Source organism: Mesorhizobium sp. M3A.F.Ca.ET.080.04.2.1 (assembly GCF_003952525.1).
Classification (GTDB): Bacteria; Pseudomonadota; Alphaproteobacteria; order Rhizobiales; family Rhizobiaceae; genus Mesorhizobium.
Window position 1 is genome coordinate 3930662 of record NZ_CP034451.1, and the last position, 23529, is coordinate 3954190.

At 56.8% G+C, this 23529-nt stretch carries 17 protein-coding genes and 2 pseudogenes; 16 read left to right on the top strand and 3 right to left on the bottom strand.

The window, feature by feature from the left end; translation table 11 throughout:
* Positions 1 to 17: 17 nt before the first annotated feature.
* Positions 18 to 1031, bottom strand: a complete 1014-nt coding sequence (locus EJ074_RS30670) for an NADP-dependent oxidoreductase (protein WP_348627030.1) — start codon at positions 1029 to 1031, stop codon at positions 18 to 20.
* Positions 1032 to 1132: 101 nt separating this feature from the next.
* Between EJ074_RS30670 and EJ074_RS18790 the strand changes: the two genes are divergently transcribed.
* The 15 genes and pseudogenes from EJ074_RS18790 to EJ074_RS18865 all read left to right on the top strand — a co-directional run bounded on the left by EJ074_RS18790 (position 1133) and on the right by EJ074_RS18865 (position 21601).
* Positions 1133 to 2029 carry a LysR family transcriptional regulator gene (locus tag EJ074_RS18790; RefSeq protein WP_127862801.1) on the top strand — a complete coding sequence of 299 codons (897 nt, stop codon included), beginning with the start codon at positions 1133 to 1135 and terminating at the stop codon, positions 2027 to 2029.
* A 456-nt stretch (positions 2030 to 2485) separates the two neighbouring features.
* Positions 2486 to 3775, top strand: coding sequence for an acetyl-CoA carboxylase biotin carboxylase subunit family protein (locus EJ074_RS18795; RefSeq protein WP_127862800.1), 1290 nt, complete (start codon positions 2486 to 2488; stop codon positions 3773 to 3775).
* A 979-nt stretch (positions 3776 to 4754) separates the two neighbouring features.
* Positions 4755 to 4913: pseudogene (locus EJ074_RS30375) on the top strand (transposase); the annotation flags it as partial.
* 1170 nt (positions 4914 to 6083) lie between these two features.
* Positions 6084 to 7337 carry a methylaspartate ammonia-lyase gene (locus EJ074_RS18805; RefSeq protein WP_127862805.1) on the top strand — a complete coding sequence of 418 codons (1254 nt, stop codon included), beginning with the start codon at positions 6084 to 6086 and terminating at the stop codon, positions 7335 to 7337.
* Positions 7338 to 7355: 18 nt separating this feature from the next.
* Positions 7356 to 8507 carry a CaiB/BaiF CoA-transferase family protein gene (locus tag EJ074_RS18810; protein WP_127862799.1) on the top strand — a complete coding sequence of 384 codons (1152 nt, stop codon included), beginning with the start codon at positions 7356 to 7358 and terminating at the stop codon, positions 8505 to 8507.
* 134 nt (positions 8508 to 8641) lie between these two features.
* A complete protein-coding gene (locus tag EJ074_RS18815) occupies positions 8642 to 9553 on the top strand; it encodes a CoA ester lyase (protein WP_127862798.1) in 912 nt (303 codons plus the stop codon).
* A 116-nt stretch (positions 9554 to 9669) separates the two neighbouring features.
* Positions 9670 to 10596, top strand: a complete 927-nt coding sequence (locus EJ074_RS18820; protein ID WP_127808946.1) for a LysR family transcriptional regulator — start codon at positions 9670 to 9672, stop codon at positions 10594 to 10596.
* Between the two features lie 194 nt (positions 10597 to 10790).
* Positions 10791 to 12224 (top strand): NAD-dependent succinate-semialdehyde dehydrogenase, encoded by a 1434-nt coding sequence (locus EJ074_RS18825; protein WP_127808947.1) that lies wholly within the window; start codon positions 10791 to 10793, stop codon positions 12222 to 12224.
* A 27-nt stretch (positions 12225 to 12251) separates the two neighbouring features.
* Positions 12252 to 13775 (top strand): fumarate hydratase, encoded by a 1524-nt coding sequence (locus tag EJ074_RS18830; protein ID WP_127862797.1) that lies wholly within the window; start codon positions 12252 to 12254, stop codon positions 13773 to 13775.
* A 497-nt stretch (positions 13776 to 14272) separates the two neighbouring features.
* Entirely contained in the window at positions 14273 to 14770 is a 498-nt protein-coding gene (locus EJ074_RS18835) for an Lrp/AsnC family transcriptional regulator (RefSeq protein WP_063169306.1), read from the top strand.
* A 1388-nt stretch (positions 14771 to 16158) separates the two neighbouring features.
* Positions 16159 to 17019 carry a DUF4231 domain-containing protein gene (locus EJ074_RS18845; protein WP_127862796.1) on the top strand — a complete coding sequence of 287 codons (861 nt, stop codon included), beginning with the start codon at positions 16159 to 16161 and terminating at the stop codon, positions 17017 to 17019.
* Positions 17020 to 17028: 9 nt separating this feature from the next.
* Positions 17029 to 17535 carry a TIR domain-containing protein gene (locus EJ074_RS18850; protein ID WP_126080675.1) on the top strand — a complete coding sequence of 169 codons (507 nt, stop codon included), beginning with the start codon at positions 17029 to 17031 and terminating at the stop codon, positions 17533 to 17535.
* A 477-nt stretch (positions 17536 to 18012) separates the two neighbouring features.
* Positions 18013 to 18432, top strand: a pseudogene (locus tag EJ074_RS18855) (IS66 family transposase); the annotation flags it as partial.
* Between the two features lie 190 nt (positions 18433 to 18622).
* Positions 18623 to 20029 (top strand): aminotransferase, encoded by a 1407-nt coding sequence (locus EJ074_RS18860; RefSeq protein ID WP_063169303.1) that lies wholly within the window; start codon positions 18623 to 18625, stop codon positions 20027 to 20029.
* 834 nt (positions 20030 to 20863) lie between these two features.
* Positions 20864 to 21601, top strand: coding sequence for a LuxR family transcriptional regulator (locus tag EJ074_RS18865; RefSeq protein ID WP_127330824.1), 738 nt, complete (start codon positions 20864 to 20866; stop codon positions 21599 to 21601).
* Between the two features lie 534 nt (positions 21602 to 22135).
* Here the strand turns inward: EJ074_RS18865 and EJ074_RS18870 are convergent.
* On the bottom strand, positions 22136 to 22417 hold the full coding sequence (locus EJ074_RS18870) for a DUF2285 domain-containing protein (RefSeq protein ID WP_129553652.1): 282 nt from the start codon (positions 22415 to 22417) through the stop codon (positions 22136 to 22138).
* Positions 22418 to 22533: 116 nt separating this feature from the next.
* On the opposite strand from EJ074_RS18870, the gene EJ074_RS18875 reads away from it, so the two are divergent.
* Positions 22534 to 22767 (top strand): helix-turn-helix transcriptional regulator, encoded by a 234-nt coding sequence (locus EJ074_RS18875; RefSeq protein WP_126097360.1) that lies wholly within the window; start codon positions 22534 to 22536, stop codon positions 22765 to 22767.
* A gap of 436 nt (positions 22768 to 23203) precedes the next feature.
* On the opposite strand, the gene EJ074_RS18880 is transcribed toward EJ074_RS18875, so the two are convergent.
* A complete protein-coding gene (locus EJ074_RS18880) occupies positions 23204 to 23470 on the bottom strand; it encodes a DUF2285 domain-containing protein (RefSeq protein ID WP_063169299.1) in 267 nt (88 codons plus the stop codon).
* Positions 23471 to 23529: the final 59 nt, after the last annotated feature.

Genomic DNA, 23529 nt, shown 5'->3' on the forward strand with positions numbered 1-23529 from the left:
AATCTTCGTTCAGAGCATCACAGCTTGACCAGTTGCTTGCCGAAGTTCTCTCCCTTCAACATCCGAACGAAAGCGTGGGGCACGGTCTCAATCCCTTCCGCAACATCTTCCCGTGTCTGAAGCAGTCCCTGTCTGTACCATGACAGCAGATCGGCAATCGCGATCTCGTATTCTCCCTCGTGGTCGTCGAGCAAGAACCCTTCTATCCGCGCACGGGTGATCAGCGTCCTTCTGAGATGCCTGAGGCCGATATCGGGCTGGTCAAACCGGTCGGCCAAGGCAATAGTCCCGACGACCACCACCCTGCCAAAGGTGTTGAGGTTTAACATGGCTGCGTCGTGAATCGGCCCGGCGGTGTTGTCGATAAAGACATCAACGCCTTTGGGGCATGCGGTCGCGACATCTGCCACGAGATCAGGCGAGCTTCGATGATTGACGCCTGTCCGATATCCAAGCTCCCTGCACCATTCCAGCTTCTCGTCCGAGCCCGCAACAGCGACTGGGTCGAACCCTTTGATCCGCGCGATCTGTCCCGCAATCTGCCCTACAGCTCCAGACGCGGCAGAGATCAACACCGTTTCCCCCACCTTCGGATTTGCGGTTCTGAGGAGGGCAAAGTAGGCGGTGAGACCGGGCATGCCGAGATAGCTCAGCGCGGACTGAATCGGAGCGTCCGTAGTTGTCACTGGCTTGGCCGACGCGGCCGGGATAACGCTAAACGGCTGCCAACCAAAATGATCGCTCATCACGACGTCGCCTGGCTTGAAGTCTGGAGACTCAGACGTAATTACCTCGCCAATTCCGCCGCCGCACATCAGATCGCCAATTTTAAAACCAGTAGCATAATTCTTCGCGGGGCTGATCCGACCGCGCATATAGGGGTCGACGGAGAGCCACAAAGTTTTCACCAGCAGCTCACCATCCGCCGCCTCGGGAATTGGACGGTCCTCCAGGCTCCAGTTCTCGACGGAAGGCATTGCGGAAGGGTAGCTCCGAAGTAGCCAGCTAGGATTCGTGGACATGTCCATCATCTCCTCAAATTGAGCGTTCGCCGCATTGATGCATGAATCCGATTTCCGTGTTAATAGGCGCTGGGTGAGAGACATTATTTTGGATTTCGGAAGAATGGCGCATGGATATGATCGAGGCCATGAAGGTGGCAGTGGCAGTCGCCAGGCATAACAGCTTCTCTTCTGCGAGCCGGGATTTGCGCCTTTCCGCTGCCTCGGTAAGCCGCATTGTGGCAGACCTGGAGGCCGATCTCGGCGTACGTCTCTTTAACCGCACCACCAGGCAGATCAATCTGACGGATGCCGGGATGGAGTTCGTGCAAAAGAGCACCTGCCTCCTGGAGGAGCTTGATCTGATGCGGAGCGCGGTACGCGAACGCCACGAAACCCCTCGCGGCCAGCTCCACGTCTCCTGCGTAACGGCCTTTGGCAATGAGTGCCTGGCACCAGCGGTTCCCGAGTTCGTGAGACGGTTCCCGCAGCTCGAGGTCTCAATCGACCTTGGCAATCGGTTGGTCGATCTTATTGGAGAGCACTTCGATGTCGCCATCCGAGTAGGGCCATTGAACGATTCATCCCTGATTGCGCAGAGAATTTTCACGCAGAGGATCGTGTTCGTCGCTACGCCCCAGTTTTGCGAGCAATATGGGACACCCAGGACCTTGGACGAGATCAAAGCTTGCCCATCCGTTACTCAGGTCAGCGGAGAATGGGGGCGCGTTCATAGGTTTTCGCATCAAGGAAAGGTCATTGACTTCGAAGTGCCGCAGCATCTGACAATGAACTCAGCGCGAGCGGTGAGAAACGCGTGCCTAGCGGGAGGGGGCTACTCCCTCTTGGGCGATTTCATGGTCGCCCAGGATATAGCGGAGAACCGCCTCGTGCGGCTGCTGCCGGATTATGAACCCATCGAGCAACCGATCTTCGCCTTCTATGCTCAGCGACGTCACACCCCACGTAAAGTCAGGGTGTTTATTGACTATTTGGCGGAGGTCTTCAGTGGCAAGAATACCACGTGAGACCTCATGACCCCGCACCCAGTCTAGGTGCCGATGGCACACCGCTTACGCTAGATCGGGAGAACTGAGTGTTTCAACGCGCATCGCAGCGCGGCAGCTTGATGAGGGTCCGCCGACACCAGCATGGCCAGCGGCCTTAGGCCGCACAAAAACAGGTCGAACAATGAACGGACCTGCCGCTTCAGTATTGCGGGCTGGAGCGGCTGGATGCCCGGTTGGGGCGCCTTATCAAACGTCTCCATCGCAACGCTCCGAAATTCGCCGAAACGCTCTGAGCGGTATCGTTGGCAACCGAGACGTTGCAACGGATACTTCAACTAACTTCACAGAATCTTTGCGGCCGCAGACCGCTGATAGTGATACTTTCACCGCAAAGTCTGAGGTCAGGCGCGGATTAAAGCTGATGCCTGTTCACGCTCAGACCGCCGCACAACCCACTAGCCAGGATCAATGCCAATGGCAAGAAGAGCACTCATCATGGTTGAAGGCCACAGACGTATGGGACTGCTATTCGTCCAAGCGGCCCAACGTCTTGGTCTCTGTCCAATTACCCTGTCGGCTGATCCAACTCAGTACGACTATCTTGCGGCGGAAGACACTGAGGCGACCCGGGTCGATACAGACAATCTCGATGCGCTGATCCGCGAATGTTCCCGACTGCGTGCGACCTATGACATCGCTGGCATTACTGGCTTTTCGGGGCTCGACGAGTCGGTCTATGCGACCGTCAGCAAGCTCTGCCGGCATTTCGATTTACCGGGCCCGAACCCCGGATCAATTGAACGGTGCTATGACAAATTCACTCAACGTGAGCTCCTCGCCGGAGCCGGTGTTCCAATACCTGCTTATCGCTTGGCGGCGAATGCGAGGGACGTAGAGAACGCTGCTGCGGAGATTGGCCTTCCGGTGGTAGTTAAGCCTGCTGTTGGCGCCGGAAGCAGCGGTGTCCGATTGTGCCGGAACGCTGATGAGTTAGCCGAACATGCGACCTATCTGTTGGGCGGGAAGTACATTTGGCCGTCTTCACCGAGGATACTGGTCGAAGAATTCGCACAGGGTCCCCATTATAGCGCTGAGATAATGGGAAACGAGGTCGTTGGGATTGGCACCGCTTCCTTTGGCCTCCCACCGCATTTCGTCTGCCGTGAATACACCTATCCGGCCGTGCTGACCGAGGACGAGCATGAGCGGGTCATTGATGTTTCGCTGAGCTGTTTGCGAGCTCTCGGCCTTGGCTGGGGGCCAACGAACATTGATCTCCGATGGACGAAGCTTGGCCCAGTCGTCATTGAAGTCAATCCGCGTCTTGCAGGCTACCCTAATCCTCGACTGGTTCAACTGGCTTACGGTGTCGACCTCATCACCGAGCACATTAAGCTCGTCATTGGCGACGAGTGGAATTTACGTAGAAGGCATTCGCACGTTGCAGCCGCGCGGAACCTAATTCCTGACCGCGATGGCACCCTCGATTGGATCAGGGGCGACAGTCAGGCGGCTGCCATATCAGGTGTCGCCGAGGTCAAGTTGTATGTTAAACCCAGAACGCGGATCCTCAGGAAAGGCTATTACCTAGACGTGATGGGATGTGTCATCGCCGTTTCCCCCTCCCTCTCTCAGACCGAGGCTATCCTTCAGCGTTCCGTCGACCTGATCCGTTGGTCGATCACACCATTTCCGACCCCTGGAAAAGATCGCTGTGCGGCACTTACACCCGCATCGCCAGAGGTGTCGCCTGATAAGGGGTGATCGTCGTCGAAGATTTGTCCAATCGGGGTTGTGTGCGTCCAGTTCTGCAAAAATGGGGCGGCCATTGTGCTGGTCATGCGGCTTGGCGCAGAGCGAGGTCTCGTGCGCTGGTTTCACGAGCGCGTTGGCACCGGCAAAGGGACGCATCCGCCGCACCATGATCACCTTGGCGCGCAAGCTGATAATCGGCTTGTGGCGATATCTGACTTAGGGCCTGCTGCTGGAGGGCGCCCTGACGAAAGAGTTCGAAGCGAGAGTGGATCATCCACCTGGATGGTGGCGCACGCACTTACGCGTCTTCGCTTCTTACCTCCCATGCCATCGCATGATTTGGAGGCGTTGCCGGTTGAATCCGAGGCTTCCAGCGCTCCTTCGTTATCTCGCCATAGACATTGCGGTAGCACGGCCTGCGGCGATGGTTCGCATCCGGTACAGTGCAGGCCGATCTCCTTATGACACCCAACCGGCGACGCCCGGTCGAGCTTCTCGGCCCCTTCCGCCGCTGCTCCTGAAGGCGGGGTGGCATTGTAGCCGCCGGTCGAAGATCAGCAAGCTTGAGAGGAGGCTATTCCATGTTCACCTCCCGGGCCGTCACGGCGCACCGTCAAGTCCGATATATTCTTTCATAGCTGTTCTCCATCTGACGCTTGGGTCCGGCGTCAGGTCGTGAGCCCGTATTTCCATCTTATGGGGGAACAGCCACCTTCCAAGGATATGATTGGTTCTCTGGGCGATGCGCTCCCGCGATTCCCCATGTGGATGGCTCCTGCTCCCCGTCATCCGGGTGCCAAATGGTAGGTTGTGCAGTGACCACAGACCCACAGTCGAGAGGAGCCTGCCATATCAAGATTACCACGATCGGTCTGGATTTGGCCAAGAACGTCTTTCAGGTTCACGGTGTCGATGTGAGGGGAACGCCACTGTCCGGCGCCGGCTGCGTCGGAAAGAGGCTCTTTTGTTCTTCTGCCGCCTCGATCCCGGAATCGGCTCGATCACAGCGACCGCATTTGCCGCGACCATACCCAATCCGTCCGCGTTCCGCTCCGGGCGCGAGTTTGCTGCCTGGCTGGGCCTCACGCCTCGGCAAAACTCATCCGGCGGGACATGCCGTCCCGGCGGCATAACGAAGCAAGGAGATCGCTAGTGCGATATCCCAAAGCGCGCGCCACCTTGGATGGATCATGGATTGACGGGCTCCTTGAGCGCAGGCGTCCCATGGTTGTCGCGGTTGCGGTTGCCAACAAGCTTGCTCGCATCATCTGGGCAATGATGATGACGGGCGCGAATGGCTCAAGTGCAATGACGACGTGATGGCAAGCGGCAGAGCTGGGATCGAGAAAGCCCGAAGAGCTTTATGCGCGATCAGCGCCACCCGTTGACGAGGCCTCGATCCGCGATCTCCATCAGGGCCAGCGACCATGTAGTGGTCGCATGAACAGGCCGAATACATGAACGCACCCACCGAATGTCATCTGTCTCAAAACCACTTTGCACCCGCGGGGCCGTCTATACATGAAGCTCTCGACGAAACCGTTCTGCGTGGGCTTGCCCGGAGGTCTACGCGGCTTGCATAGGCCCAGGCAAGGATCGCATTGCTGGTGAACTCGAGCAGCGGTAGTTCCACCAAGCAAGGCGGCAGCCATCTGAAAACGCGATGGGCACCGTCCGGGACATTATATTGGCGAATTGGATACCCTCGGCGCATACTTCCAGAGCGGGAAAATGCAAACGCGCAACACCCATCTTAAACCGGGCGCCAAAGTCGCCTGAATACTCGCAATAGGTTGAGCAATGAGCGAAGCACCACATCCTACGTTTGATCCGGATCCGCCCGGCGTCAGCAGGGGACATCTTGTTTGCGCTGAATTTGGCAGTGGTACGGTCAGCGCAGAGGCTCTGGCAGTCTATGAAGCTGGAGTCCGTAACGCACTCATTAATCGTCGAAGGAAAGTCGAGAATGTGTCTTTCCGTAAAAAGAGGTCGAGTCAGGCACTTGAGACGCTCAGTGTCTGACGAGCTCAGATCGCCTGCTCCGGGCATCTTCGAACCTCGCTGCTCAGTGTTGGATGAAGTGGAGCACGGAGGTGTAATAGGTGTCTTGATGCAATGGATTCGCTTTCTGCTGGGTCCATTGACATCCGTAGGCCCGGGCGGTCCATCGTCTTAGCCATACGATCGGGCGCGCATGTCGACCGCAATGAAGGGCTAGCGTTCGCTGCGCGGCCGATGAAGATCTAAAGTTGAGTGCAGACCAGCCAACGCCCACAGCGGCAAATTTGATTTCCTAGGAACGAATCGAGTGACTGAATTGCAGATCAAAGACGTCCTCCTCGCGCCGGGCACAGGCGCGTTCTTCTATGACGATCAAGCTGCCATTAGGTCCGGCGCAATCCAGGACGGTTTTGTCTATGTGGGCGAGCCCGTCACTCCCGACTTCAAATCCATTCGTGTTCCGGCATCTTCATTGAGCGTAGGGCTTGTGCTTGCGGACGATACCGTAGTCTGGGGCGACATGATGGGCGTCCAGTATTCTGGTGCTGGTGGACGCGATTCCTTGTTTGAAACTGCTCAAATCTCGGATTTGACGTCACGGGTAGTGGTGCCCCGGCTTCTCGATGTTAATGCGTCTTGTTACCTTCATTCCTGCGTGAAGGTTTTCGAGCCCTTCGGCCACAAGCGGCTACCTCTCGCGATCGAGTATGGGGTCAGCCAGGCGCTCCTCCGCGCAGCAGCCCATTTTCATCGCAAGACAATGGCGGAAATCATATGCGCCGAGTTTGATCTGCCGCTACCGACCTGCCGCATCCCGATCTACTGCCAGAGCGGAGATGCTCGGGAAACCAATGTCGATAAGATGATTTTGAAAGCCGTGGATGTGCTTCCCCACGGTCTGATCAATTCACGGCAGAAGTTCGGCGTCGACGGCCACACTTTCATGGATTTCGTGAAGTGGGTTGCAACGCGTACTCACGAAATCGGCCGCCAGGGGTATCATCCCGTGCTACATTTCGATGTCTATGGCTGGATCGGTCAGGAGATCGGCCTTCAACCGCAAAGCATCGCCGACTTTATCTGCAAGGTTGCCGATACCGTTCCGGGCTTCGCACTTAACATCGAGTCGCCGGCCGACTTTGGTTCCACGCAAGCTCAAATTGAGAACTACGCCAAGATCGTAGCGATTTTAGATGACCGGGGTTCCAGTGCTCGAATTGTCGTGGACGAAAGGTGCAACACGCTTGAGGATATCCGCCTCTTCGCCGAAGCGAAGGCCGCGCATCTCATTCAAATCAAGACGCCCGATGTCGGCTCATTGGCTGACACGGCACGTGCCGTGCTTCTGTGCAAGGAGAACAAGGTAGGCGCGTACGTTGGAGGGAGCTGTACCGAGACAGATCTCTCTGCCCAGACTTCTGTCCACATATCGGTGGCTACCCAAGCAGACATGATGCTCGCGAAGCCTGGAATGGGAGTCGACGAGGCATTCTCGATTGTAGGCAATGAACAGAACCGGTTGCTGGCGATGCTGAATCGCCGTCGGGCTCAAAACGAAATTGTTGGATGAATAGCGCGGTGTGTAGACATGCAGAACTGCCTTGAGGGGATCACCGTCGTTGCCGTGGAGCAGGCCGTGGCCGCGCCTTATGCATCGTCTCGCCTTGCGGACGCGGGGGCGCGGGTCATCAAGGTCGAAAGGCCCGAAGGGGATTTTGCGCGACACTATGACAAGTTGGTGCGGGGACAGAGCGCTTACTTCGTCTGGCTTAACCGGGGTAAGGAGTCTGTTTGTCTGGACCTGAGATCGGAGGCGGACCGCGCCGTCCTAGACGCGCTCATCGCCGCTGCTGATGTCTTTATCCAGAATTTGAAACCGGGCAGCATCGAAAAACTGGGATTTAGGTCTGCCGACCTCCGCCGACGCTTTCCGCGGCTGATCACCTGCGACATCTCCGGTTTCGGGGAGAAAGGGCCGTTTTCCCATTTGAAGGCCTATGATCTCATTGTTCAGGCCGAATCAGGTCTATGCGCGATCACCGGCACCCAAGAAGGGACCGCGCGAGTAGGGGTCTCTGTTTGCGATATCTCGGCGGGCATGACGGCACACAGCGCCATCCTTCAGGCCCTGTACCACCGCCAGGTCACCGGTGAAGGGACAAGTATTCAGGTGTCACTGTTCGATGCCGTCGCCGACTGGATGAATGTGCCCGTTCTGCAAAACGACTATAGCGGCTATCATACTTTTCGCGCGGGCGTGAGACACCCGTCATTGGTACCGTATGGCGCCTATCAGTGCGCCGACGGCAAAGACGTCATCTTTTCGGTTCAGAATGACCGCGAATGGGTAAATTTCTGCGAGAAATTCCTGAAGCAGCCGGAGCTTACACGCGCACCCGGTTTTGCCGATAATATGGAGCGACTTGGTCATCGTGCTCAGCTTGATGAGATCATTGGACGGCGGTTTTCTGAACTGTCCTGCCACGATGCAATGCACGAGCTCGAGGCGGCCGGTCTCGCGTACGGGCGCCTGAATGAAGTGGCTGATGTTTCAAGGCATCCTCACGTTCGCAGGGTTGAGGTGGGCACCCCTGAAGGAACTGTAGAGACCATAGCTCCGGCAGCAATCTTCAACTCTGAGCGCCTCTCGCTGCGCCCAGTTCCGGCTCTTGGTGCGCATACGGAGGCTGTCCGCGAGGAGGTTCGAGCAGGCTTGGGCGCAAGCGCCGTGTCAGCATGAGCGCGCCTATTGTCGGGCAAGGGACGCGATCCCGATTACAGAGTACTTACCAACTTCGGGTCCCTCCCAACGCCACAGCCGGCCAGCGAGTTCACTGACACCGCCCGCGCTAAAATGACCGCAGAGGCGACATTATGGATCACACCGTCCCGGCCCTTGAAAGCCCGATTTTTGTTCCCCGCTGGAGATCTCTGCTCTTCGTTCCCGCTCATGTTCCGCGCTTTGTGGAGGCGGCTCATGAGCGCGGGGCAGATGGCGTCATACTCGATCTCGAGGACTCCGTTCCCCAGGATCAAAAAGATGAATCACGGCGCCAGCTTTCTGCGTCCGTGGCAAAGGTGGGCGGCAGGGGCGCATATGTTTTAGTTCGCGTGAATCGCGGTTTGCGTGCCTTGGCGGCCGATCTCGATGCAGCCGTAGTGGCGGGTGTTGATGCACTTGTCCTTCCGAAGACGGATTCGGCAGCGTGGGTAATAGAGATCGCGAATGCGGTATCGGAACTTGAACGAGAAAGAAGCCTTGCGCTGGGTCGAATCAGGTTCCTTGCCCAGATCGAGACTCCGGCAGCATTGCAAAGTCTCTCAGCCATTGCGTCTGCGCATCCCAGGATGGTTGCAATGGCGCTGGGTCCTGAAGACTTCAGTGCCTCTGTTGGCGGTGCCCCGGAATTCGACCTTCTTTTGACACCGAATCTTTCCGTTCTGTTTGCGGCTCGCGCCGCTGGCTTGCTACCGCTTGGTTTCATAGGAACTATCAGCGAGTTCTCAGACAACGATAGACTTCGTGAGGCCGCGGCGCATGCGCGGCGGCTTGGCTTTACCGGAGCTTTGGCGATCCATCCAAACCAGGTTGCCATATTCAATGAGGCTTTCTCACCAAGCCCACAGGAACTCGAGTGGGCCCGTCGTGTCCTCGCGGCGCAAAAAGATGCGGCAGGGCAGGGCCGAGGCGCTTTCGCCTTCGAGGGAAAGATGGTCGATCCACCGGTGATCCGAAGGGCCCAAGAAATTGCTGCCGCGGGTCCGGACACCGACTTGGGCGTTTGAGTCTTCTGCGGCTGGTTTAGAGCAGACTTAGTGCGCCCTGGCACAATTATTGCTGTCGCGCCATCGCATTTCGAGATAGATTACATAAATTGGAGTTCGCCCTCGGAAGAGTACCCGTGGAAATTAGGCAGTTAAGATACTTCGTTGGCGTGGTCGAAGCAGGCAGTTTCACCAAGGCCGCTGGCTTTCTGAATGTCGCCCAGAGTGCGCTGAGTCTGCATGTGCGCCAATTGGAGGAAGGCTTCGGCACTCAGCTGCTGATACGCGACAGGACCGGCGTGAGCGTGACGGCGTCAGGAGCCAAACTGCTCGAGCGGGCGCGGGCAATTCTCAAAGAAATTCGACTTACCGAGGTGGAATTGACCAACACAGCCGCTTCCCCTGCCGGGGAGGTGACTATTGGCATTCCGTCTGGAGCTGCTCGCGTCCTGAGCGGTCCGCTGCTTGAGGCGGTGAGACACGAACTGCCCAAGGTGTCCCTCAAGATGGTCGAGGGTATGACGGGACCGCTAGAGGAATGGATGGCGGCTGGACGCTTCAATCTGGCGGTTCTGTACCGCACAGCAGACAGTGTGGGGCGAATGACGGTGCTAGCGCGCGAAGACCTTTGTCTGGTAGTTCCGTCCGGCGAGCCACCGTTTGAAGATGCGATATCTCTGGCCGACCTGCATGCATTCCCCCTGGCGGTTCCCATGCGCAACAACAATGTCAGGCGTTCGGTGGCTGATGTCGTTGCACAACACGGTTGCGCGCTGGACGTCAGGTTTGAAGTGGACTCCCTCTCAACGATCATCAACATGGTCGTAGAGGGAAAAGCGCATTCTATTCTCGCCCCGTCTGCGGTTCAGAAAGAAGCCTCCCAAGGGCTGGTCCGGACTGTCAAGATCGTCGATCCGGTGATTACTCGGTCCGTGGTGCTCGCTGTAAATCCCAAAGATGAGCGTTCTGCGGCCGTTTCTGCGGTCCGCAAGCTCATTCCGAAGGTCGCCAGAAAATTGATTGAAATCCGGGACTGGGCGGCGGTGGCGCCTGAGGCGACCTGACAAACTAACCTGTAAAGCTGGGCATGATCTTTTGCGGCCATTAGGACCAGCCGATCTGGATTCCAGATGGATTTCGGCAATATTCGATATTTGACCCGCCGCGACCATCGCGATGAAACTGGCTCAAGCGAGTTCAGCAGTTTCGATATCGAAACTGCGCTCGTATGCAAGAATTCAGTCAAGTGGAGCCCGCGATGTCCGACGCCAAGAGTTACGAGCTCTTCATTAATGGCAAATGGCGAGCCGGTGGTAGCCGAGCCACTTTGCCGGTGATCAACCCGGCGACGGAGAAGGTATTTGCCTCAGTGGCCTCGGCTACGGTTTCAGACTTGGATGAAGCTCTTGCTTCGGCAGAACGCAGCCGCAAGGCGTGGTCCTCACGACCCGCCAAAGAGCGTGGCGAGATACTCGTCTCTGCCGCCAGCATTCTGGCAGAGAAAGCTGGCGCCGCAGCCAGGGACCTGTCGTCCGAACAGGGAAAGACGATTGCCGAAGCAACAGGAGAGTACGCGCGCGCAGTCGAAACGCTGGAATGGAATGGACGGCATGCCGATGAGTTGTCGACCCCGATTCCGTTGGGTCCGAACAGGATGATCGTCCCGGAGGCCCTCGGTGTCGTCGCTGCCTTTACGCCGTGGAACTATCCAGCCGTTCTCATCGCCCGCAAGCTCGGCCCCGCGCTGGCGGCAGGCTGCCCGGTGATCCTCAAAGGGGCCGAAGAGACGCCAAGCGTGGCTGTCCATATCGTGGAATCTTTGCGTCAAGCAGGGATACCGGAAGGCGTGGTCAACCTGGTGTTCGGTGTTCCTGTGCATATATCACGGCATCTGCTCAGTTCGCCAATTGTCAAAGTCTTGACGTTCACGGGGTCGACCGCTGTTGGGAAACAGCTGGCCACACTGGCCGCGAATAATCTGCAGCGCTGCATCCTTGAGCTCGGTGGACATTCCCCGGTTATTGTGTGCGAAGATGCCGACCTGGCAACGGCGATACCGGCTATTTCGGAATACAAATTCGAGTGCGCGGGCCAGAGTTGTAATGCGCCCAGCAGGATTCTTGTCGCCCGATCCCGCTATGAGGAATTCCTGTTCCGGATGACGGAGGCGGTCCGAAAAATCAGGATCGGTCCACCGGATGACCCTGCAACGCAGATGGGTCCCATGGCAAACGCGCGGCGAATCGAGGCCATGCAACGCCTGACCAAAGATGCGGTAGAGGGCGGCGCCCAAATCGAGACCGGTGGCATCCCCCTTGACCGACCGGGGTTTTACTGGCCGCCAACCATCCTGACTGGCGTACCGAAGGAAGCGAGAGTGCTTCATGAAGAGCCGTTCGGACCAATTCTCACCGTGGCTCCTTTCGATACGATCGAAGAGGCGATCGATGAAGCCAACGCCACGGAGTACGGTCTGGCCGCCTACTTGTTTACTGGCGCGGCCGATACGCAACAGAGGCTTGTGGGCGGTCTTTCTGCGGGCGCTGTTAGTGTGAATTACCTGAAAGGGGTTTCCGCTGATGCCCCTTATGGAGGAGTCAAGCAAAGCGGCTATGGATATGAAGGCGGCGAGCAGGGGGTGCGAAGCTTCCAGATTCTGAAAATGGTCAATGGCCTCGGTTCATTTGGATAAAATCCGGTGGGAAACAGAACACGGACCATGGCCGGTAGCGACATCACAAGGAGCGTCGCCGACGCCCTTCAGTACATCTCGTACTATCATCCTCCAGATTATATCCGGTCTCTTTCTCACGCATACACGCGAGAACAGAGCCCGTCGGCGAAGAATGCCATAGGTCAGATTCTGCTGAACTCCCGCATGGCGGCCTTTGGGCGGCGCCCGATTTGTCAGGACACCGGACTTGTGGTTGTCTTCGCAAAGGTCGGCATGGATGCCCGCATTAAGTCAACAGCCAGTTTCGCGGATCTTGTGAATGAGGGCGTACGTCAAGCCTATCTCGATCCGGACAATCCCCTTCGGGGATCGATCGTTGCGGATCCCCTCGCTAGACGGGTCAACACCCGCGACAACACACCGGCAGTTGTCCATGTCGACCTGGTGCAAGGTAACCAGATTGAGATCACCATCGCCGCGAAAGGCGGCGGGTCGGAGAACAAGGCACGTTTTACCACTCTCAATCCCAGCGCCTCCGTTTCCGACTGGGTGGTGAATACCGTTTCGACCCTTGGCAGCGGGTGGTGTCCACCTGGACTGATCTCTGTCGGCATCGGTGGTAGCGCTGAAAAGGCGATGCTGCTGGCCAAGGAGGCCATGAACGAGCCCATAGATATGGCGGAACTGATCGCAAGGGGGGCGTCAAGCGCAGAAGAGGGGCTGCGGATTGAGCTTTATGAGCGGATCAACGCGCTTGGTATCGGCGCCCAAGGCCTTGGTGGTCTGACGACAGTCGTTGACGTCAAGGTTGCGACCTATCCTACTCATGCAGCGTCCAAGCCTGTGGCGCTCATCCCGCAATGCGCCGCCAACCGGCACCTGAAGTTTACTTTGGACGGCTCTGGACCCATCAGCCTCCAGCCGCCCGATTTGCGCGAATGGCCCGACATCGGAGCCGACGAATTGAACCCAGCCGGCGTCCGGCGGGTCAATTTAGATACGCTTACGAAGGAAGAGACGGCATCGTGGCGCTGCGGTGAAACGCTCCTGCTTTCTGGAAAGATGCTGACGGGCCGTGACGCTGCCCACAAACGAATGGTCGAACTGATTGATGCCGGCAAGCCGCTCCCAGTCGATCTGAGGGGCCGCGTGATCTACTACGTCGGTCCCGTCCGGGCAGTGAGGAATGAAGTCGTTGGACCCGCCGGTCCAACAACCTCCAGCCGCTTGGACGATTTTACGGACAAGGTGCTCGCCGAAACCGGCCTTTTCGCGATGGTGGGCAAAGCGGAGAGGGGACCGGCGGCCATCGCGTCGATTGTAAGACACAGAACGCCATACCTTGCTGCAGTGGGTGGCGCTGCGTACCTGATTTCAAAGTCGATTAAGGCGGCGCGGATTGTCGCCTTTGAAGACCTGGGCATGGAAGCCATCTATGAATTCGATGTGCAGGACATGCCCGTCGTCATGGCTGTCGATGTTGAGGGAAACTCCATTCACAATTCCGGGCCTCTTGAGTGGCGTAAGCGTATGGCGGCCGACAGCATCGCACGCAACATCGGTGTTTGAGTCTTTCCGGTTGGGCGATTTCGGCCAGACCCGAGCGCCAAATTATCGGGCAAGCCATAAGACGAGGGGCATTTGCGGTGCCCTGCGCCTCCGCGAGCCGGCCAAGCAAGGCCTTCAATTCACCCTAATAGTTGAATGTGCGAGTGAATACTGCATTGAGTATGCCGTCCATGCGATCGAGGGTCGAATGCAGTCGCGCGTCTATCAAGTACGGCAGCGAGATTCAAGAAAATCGGTTATCTATTTATCATGGTCTCCGCCGCCGCCGACTATTCTCTCCAGCTGCACCATTGCCCCGTTGGGCGTTGGGGCGATAGCCAAATTACTTCTGCAGCTTTTCTCAGCGGATCGCTCACCCTCAGCTGATTTTCTTACCCATTCTAGCACATCTCGGGCCTGGAACGGATGCCTTCCACTACTACATTCGGTCGTTTCTATTGATAATAGATTGATCGGCACACGGCGCGCTGTCGATCGCTGCTTGAGAGCAACAGGTTATGAAATCGAAACCCGATCCCGTGCAACTCGACAGTTGGGACCTGCGGATCCTCTCCGAAATTCAGGCAGACGGTCGGATTTCAAAAAGTGAGCTTGCAAAACGAGTTCATCTTTCGGCGTCCGCCTGTTCGGAGCGGCTCCGAGCACTCAAGGCCGCGGGGATTATTGAGGGATTTTATGCGCGGCTGAGTCCTGCCCTCATCGGCGGCATGATCTTTGTGATGGTGGAGGTCGTGCTGGATCGTCATCGTCTTGAGGACCAACGACACTTCGAAACTGCTATCCAAGACATTCCGGAAATCCTGGACTGCTGGGCAATTGGGGGGCGCGTGGATTATCTGATGCGGGTCGCATCTCGTTCTATGGCCGCCTATCAGGATTTCATGGAGGGACTGCTGCAGGCGGGCTTGGGGATTGATCAATACTATAGCCTTGTCGTCACGAAACCAGTGAAGTCCAATTCACCGATACCTTTGTCCGCCCTGAGGCAACGGTAAACCCAAAAGCTAAGTTTCAACGGCGTTTGGCACGGATCCCGTAGATTCGTCGGCAAAAGGCACCCATTCCGACGAAACTCAAGGGACATTTGCGGTATACTAATTGCTGGAAAAAGGTGGCCGAGCGCTATCCGCCAGTTGATCGCGAGCAAGGACGATGCGCTTGAGCAATCTGGAACCGATCTATTCCAGGAGAGGATCGAAGCAGCCATCGGACGCACTTGGCCAGCACGGTTGCGGCGAGAGCCAAACCGATCGTGCCTGGTCGATATCTACGATGCGAAGTGCCGAAAAATGCCTCTACCGCTACCTCAAGGGGGGCTTTCGCCCTGGATCAGTGGCGATTGAGCTTAGTCGCGGTCAGCGCATCCGTGTAGGGGGCGAAATCTACAGCGAGGGTTTGGCAAGCCGACGGGTAGCGGGAGTGCAAGCTGGCCCGCTCGGCCTTGGCGACCAACCCGGCCCTCGACGCCTGCGGACATTCGGAGATCGCTCCATCGCGTTTTTACGTCGTAAGTTCGTTGCTGATCGAGATTAGGAGATCGTCTGTCCTGTTTGACATTGCTGGTCTCCGCAGCCTTCTAAGCGAGGAGCATGGCTGTGCCGGGGTCGCGTAAGTGGGTGACAAGGCCGGTCACTCCTGCCGGCCGACGTGGTCTTTGAGAAGGTGGAGGTTGCGCTCCGGCTGGAGAGCATGGTGCCAGTTTTCACAAGACAAGGGTCGCTTAATCGAATGGGCGTCAAGTTCATAGATTGCGAACAGATCATGGGGGGATTTGAATAGTGCTACTGACCGAGGCAGAGCTGAAAAGAGTTGCGAATGCCAGTCGAGGACATAGAGCCGCATCGATCGTTCTAAAGGAAGAGACGGCCGCAGCTACAGCCAGATCGTCATTCGACGTTTTTCTGTCACATTCTTTCAAGGACGCAGAGATCGTTCTCGGTGTGAAGCGAATTTTCGAGGAGCTTGGGTTCACTGCTTACGTAGATTGGGTCGAAGATTCACAACTGGACCGCACAAAAGTCTCCTCGGCCACCGCCGAGTTGCTGCGGACCCGTATGAGGCAGTCAAAGACGCTTATCTATGTGCATTCAAACAATTCTCCAGGATCCAGATGGATGCCTTGGGAGCTTGGCTTTTTCGATGGGTTTCGGACCGCGGTAGCGGTTCTGCCCGTGGCAAAAAATTCTTCGGAAACATTCTCCGGGCAAGAATTTTTGGGCCTATACCCTTACATTGATGGGACAGGACCTGCATTCCTGTTTATGAACAGAGGGACCGCGCCTCGCTCAAGAATAGGCTCTGTAAGCTCGACTGCTAACCTCACGTTTGCCAAATCCTGGCTTAAAGAATTTACCGCCACAAAATAGACTGGTGTGCTTCAAAAATGAAATATCCTGGACTCTATAATAGCGCCGACGTGGCATCCAACGAGCAGCAGGCGACGTTTCTCCGCCTGATCCGGGCAGAGTACGTTCTTCTTTTTTTAGCGTCGGTGCTCTCTTTGGACTTGTCGCCATCAAAAGCCTATTTCGGTGTCTATGCTGCGGTATTTCTTTGCTCAATGGGAGTCCTCATTTTCCGGTCGGTCACAAAGCCCGAGCAGGTCTGGTATCAGGCTCGAGCTCTGGCAGAGTCGGTGAAGACATTGACTTGGCGCTTCGCGATGCGAGCACAGCCGTTCGATGACGCGCGCGCCGCTGACGCCAGAGCTGATTTTCGAAAGCTCATGGAAGGTATCCTTGATAGCAATCGTCACCTTGGTAGCGCGTTGAGCGGCACCGATTCAGCATCCCCCCAAACAACCGACCAGATGATGTCGATAAGGGACTCCCCGCTAAAAGAAAGAAAAGACCTATATCTGCAGAGACGAATCTGCGACCAACGGATGTGGTACGAGAAGAAGGCGCGCTCGAACAAGAGGTCCGCGAAAGTCTGGATGGGCCTTGGTATTTTTGCATACGCTCTGGGATTCTCGTTCATCGTAGTACGCATCGCTGACCCCGCGATGCCAGGCTGGCCGACCGAGCCGCTAATTGTCATCGCCGCCTCGCTTATCGGGTGGACCCAGATCAAGAAATTTAACGAATTGGCATCGGCTTACACGTTGACAGCTCACGAGATCGGCTTGACTGCCGACCTTATTACGGACGCCAACTCGGATGAGGCATTCTCCGCCGCGGTGAACGAAGCCGAACTGGCTTTCTCACGGGAGCACACCCAGTGGGTTGCTCGTCAAAACAACTAAGAGACAACAATGGCATACAGCGATCCGACCTATGTAATATTTGACGGCGATGAAGACGCTTGGGCATACCGCTTTATGAAAGGGTGGAATGCCAGCGAGAATGTGAGTTTTGAATTCGCGAACGCTCACGATCTGGACAATATGACGAGCCGAGCACAGGACGAAGATTATGTTAAACGCAATCTTCGCAACAGAATGAATGGATCGAGCCAGGTGCTTGTCCTGATCGGTGAGAAAACGAAAAACCTTTTTCGCTTCGTGCGCTGGGAAATGGAATTGGCCCTTGATCTAGGTCTGCCGATAATCGCAGCAAACCTTAATGGCTCGCGGCAACAAGATGCGAGCTGTCCGCCTATCATCAGGGACAAATGTGTTGTGCACGTGCCGTTCAAGATGAAGGCCATCAAGCACGCGCTAGCCAATTGGCCGAGCGAATTTCATCGGCTTTCAAACGCTCAGCGTGGCGATGGCGCCAGGAGCTATGGCGAAAGCACCTATCGCGATCTCGGCTTATAATCGCCCACCTAAAAGCACTTAGCCGCCAAAACATCCTCGCCATCCGCTGGCGGCGACTAGCCTTAGCAACGTCCGCCAGCCTGTTCCGAGCTTGCCGAGCGATGATAAGAAGACGTCCGATTTGCTGAGTTTGGCTGAAAGCTGCAGGTCATCTGCAACCTATTAGAGGAGCCCCGCTCGAAGCGTCGGATCGTCAGGCAAGATCACGTCGCGCGAGGGCGCTGGTTTAGCGAGGAAAAGGAGCGGCTGTTCGACGTTTGAGGCTTGATCCAGCGTTTCGAGACTGCACGAGCGGCCAGCATTGATGGAGGCAGCTTTTCAGGCCGCGCAATTCTGTCGGCTGCCCCCTCCTGCAAGCCGCAGCTCGGCTCGCCCTGCGCAGCAACCACGAATTTGCGATCGCAAGAAAGGCAACACGCTGACGATAGAACTTGGCGGCGCTGGTCGGCTGCGAATCAAGATGTCGATGGCAAGGAGCTCTCGCCGCGCGTCTTTGCCGGGCCGAACCTTCTGGTTATGCTCCTTCGAGAAGTCTGCCGAGCACCAGCCGCCGCACCGCCAAAGCGATCAATATGCGCGAGGGCACGACCTCAGCCTCTCAGCGCTGGCCAACCAGGTTGGACCTGTACCGGCACGGAACCCGGCTGCCTGCTGATCGAGGCGAATGTGCTTTGCCCCTGATCACCTGCATTACCACCCTTGGGAAGGGCAAGACCGATCCGGACCGTCAGAATGTAAGGGATGACCGGCAGTTCGGCGGAACATGGCCGCCGGCGCTCTATCGTGCCGCGCGCGGCCGGCGGGAACAGCGTCCCGAGCGCTATTCATCCTTCAATATCGCCCGCTAATCGGGCACTATGCTGGGCGCATGCGCGTCGTAAGCTGTTCGTGTTTGCAGGACGCGCCCCCGACCCTCGGCTAAGGCGAAGGTGACGCCTTAGTTTTCACGGCAATTCGGGCCGATCCCGCGAATTCCACGGCGAATAACCTGCATTCCCGAGAAACTCAAGGGACGTTTCCGGTATGCTATTTGCTAAACAGGTGGCTGGCCGAGTGCCCTCCGCCAATTTATCGCGAGGAGAGGGACATGCGCTTGAGCAATCTGGGAACCGAGCAACTCCGGGAGAAGGATAGAAGCTTCGTCTTCCATCCTTCTACGCATTTGGCCAAGCACAGCCGAGGCGAAACGCCAAATAGGATTATGGCCGGTGCGGAAGGCGTCTATATCTGGGACACCGAAGGCCGAAGGAGCCTCGACGGTTTCGGAGGACTCTACTGCGTCAACATGGGATATGGATGCACGGAGATCGCCGAGGCCATTGCCAGGCAAGCACACGAATTGCCGTTCGCGCACGTCTATGCCAGCCAAGGTACGGAGCCGGTCGCCCTGTTGGCAGAGGCCGTGGTCGAGTATTTCGGTCAGAACATGCGAAGGGTCTATTTCGGCCTCTCCGGTTCCGATGCCAACGAAACCAACATCAAGCTGGTCTGGTACTATAATAACATTCTTGGCCGGCCCGAAAAGAAAAAGATCATCTCGCGAAATCGCGGCTATCACGGGTCTGGATTGGTCACGGGTAGCCTAACTGGCCTTCCCTTCTTTCACAATTTCTTCGACCTGCCTCTGGATTTGGTGCGCCATACAACCACGCCGCACTATTACCGCCAGGCGCGTGTCGAGGAGAGCGAGGAAGCGTTCTCCCGGCGCTGTGCCGATGAGCTTGAAGCCTTGATCCTGGCCGAAGGACCGGAAACGGTTGCAGCTTTTATCGGAGAGCCGGTACTTGGGACAGGAGGTATTGTGCCGCCCCCCAAAGGGTACTGGACGTCCATTCAAGCGGTGCTCGACAAATACGATATCCTTCTAATCGCGGATGAAGTGGTCTGCGGCTTCGCGCGAACCGGCGAGAAGTTCGGTTCCCACCTGTATAACATGCGTCCGGATTTCGTGACCATCGCAAAGGGTTTGAGTTCCGCCTACCTCCCCATCTCCGGGTCAATCATTGGCGACCGTGTCTGGTCGGTTTTGGAACAAGGAACTGAGAAGCACGGCGCACTCGGCCACGGCTGGACATATTCGGGGCACACGCTTTGTGCCGCAGCCGCGCTCGCCAATATTCGACTGCTTAAAGAAAAAAATATTTTGGAGCATGTCCGCGATGTTGGACCGTATTGGCAAGACCGGATGAAGGCCGAGCTGGCGGGACATCCCATCGTTGGTGAAGTTCGCGGAGTGGGTATCCTGTCGGCCGTAGAGATGATGCGGGACCCAAAACAAAGGATACCATTCGAACCCGACCTTCAGGTCGGGGTGCGCACTGCAGCTGCTCTGTTTGAGAATGGTGTCATCGGACGGGCCATGCCGCATGGCGACATCCTCGGTTATGCACCCCCCCTGATCATTACCCGAAAAGAGATCGACATCATTGTCGACGCGACGGTAAAGTCGGTCGATACCACCTATCGCGCGCTGAAGGCCGAGGGTGCCGTATGATTTTGCGATCGCGAAGGAGCGAGTCCGGAGGCAGGCATGTCCCTGCGCGCTACTGCGCCGAGCAGACCCAAAACTGTTGAATTCCAGATATCTGATCTTGAGCATGCTCCGGGCTATTTCAGTCACGATTTGTAACCGAATCAGTTCTGCCGCCGCTGTCCTGTTGCCCAACGACCAGGACCTCTGTGCGGCGCGCCCTGCGGGTGTACCTCCCCGCCGGCAGGGCGCCCTTTTTGACCCACGTAATCAGTATCATTATGGCCCGTGCGGGATCGAGGGTCTGGTAAAGGTCATCTGCACGTTCCGATGCAGATTGAGCTTAGACGTGCCCTTTACATCATTGCAGCGGGCCACGGTCGCCGGTTCCAAAGTGCGGCAATGCCGAAGATTATCTTCCTTCACATCACAAAGAGCAGAATAATCATTGCGGTGTATTTTACCACATCAGGTATATAAAAGCACGATACTCACACACCACCCCGTTCACAAGGAAAGGCATTTTAATATTGTTGAGACGATTTGCCTATCAAAGAAAAGAAAGCATCGCAACACTTCTTTGCGGATCACGGCGCCCCGGGTGGGGGATGAGCGGCTATCCGAATTGTTATGCTAATGCCGACCCAAATTCCTGCAAAAGCTGGGGTCAATGATGGCTTTTGGTCAGCGCAGGATGATTTCTCCTGATTTGGTCGGTGCAGGGGCGGTCATGACTTAATGCAGGGCAGCATTCTGGAGCCCGGTCAGCCCAGCGACGCCCGCGAATTCAATCGCGTTTGTCGGACATACACGACGCAGCCGGAAGGCGTGCAGAAAGAGGAAGAATCGAGCGCGACGATGACGAGGGACATGCCACTTGTTTTCGAGACATTCCTTGAAAGACTGTCACAGAGTATCGATGAGGCAGATTTCCGGGATGCCATGGCTGAGGCGGCCGGACGACTTGACCTAATCTTCTTTGCCTACCTCTCCTTGCCAGCACGGCCTTCCGGCAAACCGAGGTTAATTTCGAACTATCCAACCCGCTGGACCAGACAGTATCTGGAAAATCAGTATGAGAAACTCGATCCTGTGGTCTTGCGTGCTCGAAATGGCGGCTGCCCGTTTCACTGGGGATCGAATTTGGGAGGCGATAAAATGTCGCCGGCTCAACAGCAGCTATTCGATGAGGCGGCTCAATTCAGCATCTGCTGCGGTTTGACGATCCCAATTGTCGATCTCCGCGGCCGCATCGCTGCGGTTACTTTTGCCGCCGATGAGCCTCGTCCAGTATTTCTTCGGGTCGCTGAGCGGTACGAACAAGCTCTTCAACTGATGGCGGCCTGCTTTCATCGTTGCGTTCGCCGCAAATTGCCGAGCGATCGAACAGTGGATGGGATTTCGCTGACATCCCGCGAATATGAGTGCCTGAGGTGGGCAGCGCGGGGTAATTCAGCCTGGGTGACCGGCCGCATCTTGGGTATCAAGCCACGCACGATCGCTTTTCATTTGGACAATGCCAAGAAGAAGCTAGGCGTGCGAACCCAAAATCAGGCTATAGCCCTTTTGGGGTCCGAAGGGTCCTCAATTCTCTGAGAAGCTTTTTGATCCCCTTGTGCTCGGGCCATTCGATCGCGCGCTTTGTATCGAGCGTTGACTGGATGCCGAGATCTTCTGTTCCGCCGGCTCGGGCGATGCAGCCGTATAGTTCCAGTCCGCGCCGGTGATCATAGTCTATGGGTGCTCGAGCGGGTGTTTCGTCGCTGACGAGCTAGTCGTGCGGTTATATAGTTTCCGAGGATGGCCCGCTTGCATACCTGCCTGCCGGTAATCTCTAACCCTTGACTTAGGGCGATGGCTATCGGTTATGCGGCTTGAAAGCGAAGAGGTGGACCCTTCGTCGAGCGCCGGTACGATATGGAGTGCTGCTCCGGGCTAATACCCATCCAGACAGAGCGGAACCTTCTATCACGTCAGACGCTCGGACAATTGCCAAAACCCGATTTCCTGGGAACTGAATTGTGCTCGCCACCGGGTCCATTTTGCCGGCGCGTCTGTGGTGCAGGCCCCGATCAGCCTGACCAATGGCACAGGAACTGCCTGCTTCTATGACCGAGCACTGCGAATTTGTCAGCTGGCGAACAATTCCTTGTAGCCGCTCGTCACCATCCAGTTCGCACGGTCGAGATGACTACGAAGCGCCTTCCTGGCGCGCTCCGGTTCAAGTGCCGGATCAATGCCGAGGATCAGTTGGGCCATTTCCTCTTCGGGCGCCTCATCGGCTGCGGCGTCCAGGAGCCTCATATAGATGGTAAAGTGCGCCCTGTCGTAGGCGGTAAGACGGTCAGACCAAGGGACTTCGTCGAGCAGTGTTGAGCTTTGAGTCCTATCTGTTCCCGTTGATCGATTCATGTCTGCCGCGAACCTCGCATGTTGATCGCTGGATCCAAGGCAGAATATCCCAAAATGGGATAATCCGAAACGGGGATTAGTCGCTGAGCCGGTCTCTACCTGACCGGTTCACCTAAATGCCCAAATCTCTTCGATCTCCCCGCCACCAGCGGTTTCTGGCCCAGTTGATCTCACTGCGCAATGTCAAAGGGCTGACGCAGGCGCAGGTGGCTGAGAAGCTTGGTCGTCCGCAATCTTTCGTGGCGAAATATGAGGGTGGCGAGCGGCGTCTCGATATCATTGAGTTTCTCGACGTAACTGCGGCCCTCGATGCTGATCCGTGTGAGATTCTGTTGAGCCTGCGCACGTAGTGGGCGCCCGCGCCCATCACCGCGCGTGCCGTGTGCCGGTGGGTCGAGCCCCGCTTTTCTTGGCTCTGGCGTCTCGACCATTCCGCTGCGCCTCCTAGCGCGTCGTTAGACTCTCGCAATTCGCTCTATTTGTGCCTTTCCCAGCAGGTGGCGCCGCATCCTTCTAGGCCCGCCGCGGCGTCCCGCAACCCTTAGCCAGCTGTGAGCTTTCAGTAGGTTGTCCATCCGGCCCTTCGGATGCGGTGCGGCTCAGACGGCGGACCCGTTCCTGTCATGATTCGCCGACGCACCCATTCCTGGGAAGCAGCCATTGGCGAGCGGAGGACAAAATGATGAGACAGCGAAGCGCTGGGCCATCCGCGCTGTGGTGATACGTCGATGCATGGTGTTACGCGACTTCGTTGCTTGAAGCGAAGCGACCGCACCGCCCATTTCGTCAACTGGCGAACAAATCCTTGTAGCCGCTCGTCACCACCCAGTTTGCACGGTCGAGATGACTGCGAAGAACGTTGCGTGCGCGCTCAGGTTCGCGTGCCGGATCAATGCCGAGGATCACTTTGGCCATTTCCTCTTCAGTGGCGTTGTCTGCCGAGGCGTCCAGGAGCCTCATATAGGTTGTAAAGTGGTCCTTGTCGTAGGCTGTAATGCGGTCCGACCAGGGGACCTCGTCGGCGAACGGCGTGTTCGATCTGGGCTGCAACATCGCTAATTCTATCTCCGGCCAATGGACCCGCGAAGCCCTGTGCCTGCTAAATGTGGATT

Bases quoted from the DNA above. Each gene is read 5' to 3' on its own strand.
- EJ074_RS18845 (WP_127862796.1), top strand. From the start codon at position 16,159: ATGAAATATCCTGGACTCTATAATAGCGCCGACGTGGCATCCAACGAG.
- EJ074_RS18875 (WP_126097360.1), top strand. From the start codon at position 22,534: ATGCCCAAATCTCTTCGATCTCCCCGCCACCAGCGGTTTCTGGCCCAG.
- EJ074_RS18830 (WP_127862797.1), top strand. From the start codon at position 12,252: ATGGCCGGTAGCGACATCACAAGGAGCGTCGCCGACGCCCTTCAGTAC.
- EJ074_RS18795 (WP_127862800.1), top strand. From the start codon at position 2,486: ATGGCAAGAAGAGCACTCATCATGGTTGAAGGCCACAGACGTATGGGA.
- EJ074_RS18865 (WP_127330824.1), top strand. From the start codon at position 20,864: ATGACGAGGGACATGCCACTTGTTTTCGAGACATTCCTTGAAAGACTG.
- EJ074_RS18825 (WP_127808947.1), top strand. From the start codon at position 10,791: ATGTCCGACGCCAAGAGTTACGAGCTCTTCATTAATGGCAAATGGCGA.
- EJ074_RS18870 (WP_129553652.1), bottom strand. From the start codon at position 22,417: ATGAATCGATCAACGGGAACAGATAGGACTCAAAGCTCAACACTGCTC.
- EJ074_RS18880 (WP_063169299.1), bottom strand. From the start codon at position 23,470: ATGTTGCAGCCCAGATCGAACACGCCGTTCGCCGACGAGGTCCCCTGG.
- EJ074_RS18815 (WP_127862798.1), top strand. From the start codon at position 8,642: ATGGATCACACCGTCCCGGCCCTTGAAAGCCCGATTTTTGTTCCCCGC.
- EJ074_RS30670 (WP_348627030.1), bottom strand. From the start codon at position 1,031: ATGATGGACATGTCCACGAATCCTAGCTGGCTACTTCGGAGCTACCCT.
- EJ074_RS18860 (WP_063169303.1), top strand. From the start codon at position 18,623: ATGCGCTTGAGCAATCTGGGAACCGAGCAACTCCGGGAGAAGGATAGA.
- EJ074_RS18810 (WP_127862799.1), top strand. From the start codon at position 7,356: ATGCAGAACTGCCTTGAGGGGATCACCGTCGTTGCCGTGGAGCAGGCC.
- EJ074_RS18850 (WP_126080675.1), top strand. From the start codon at position 17,029: ATGGCATACAGCGATCCGACCTATGTAATATTTGACGGCGATGAAGAC.
- EJ074_RS18835 (WP_063169306.1), top strand. From the start codon at position 14,273: ATGAAATCGAAACCCGATCCCGTGCAACTCGACAGTTGGGACCTGCGG.
- EJ074_RS18790 (WP_127862801.1), top strand. From the start codon at position 1,133: ATGGATATGATCGAGGCCATGAAGGTGGCAGTGGCAGTCGCCAGGCAT.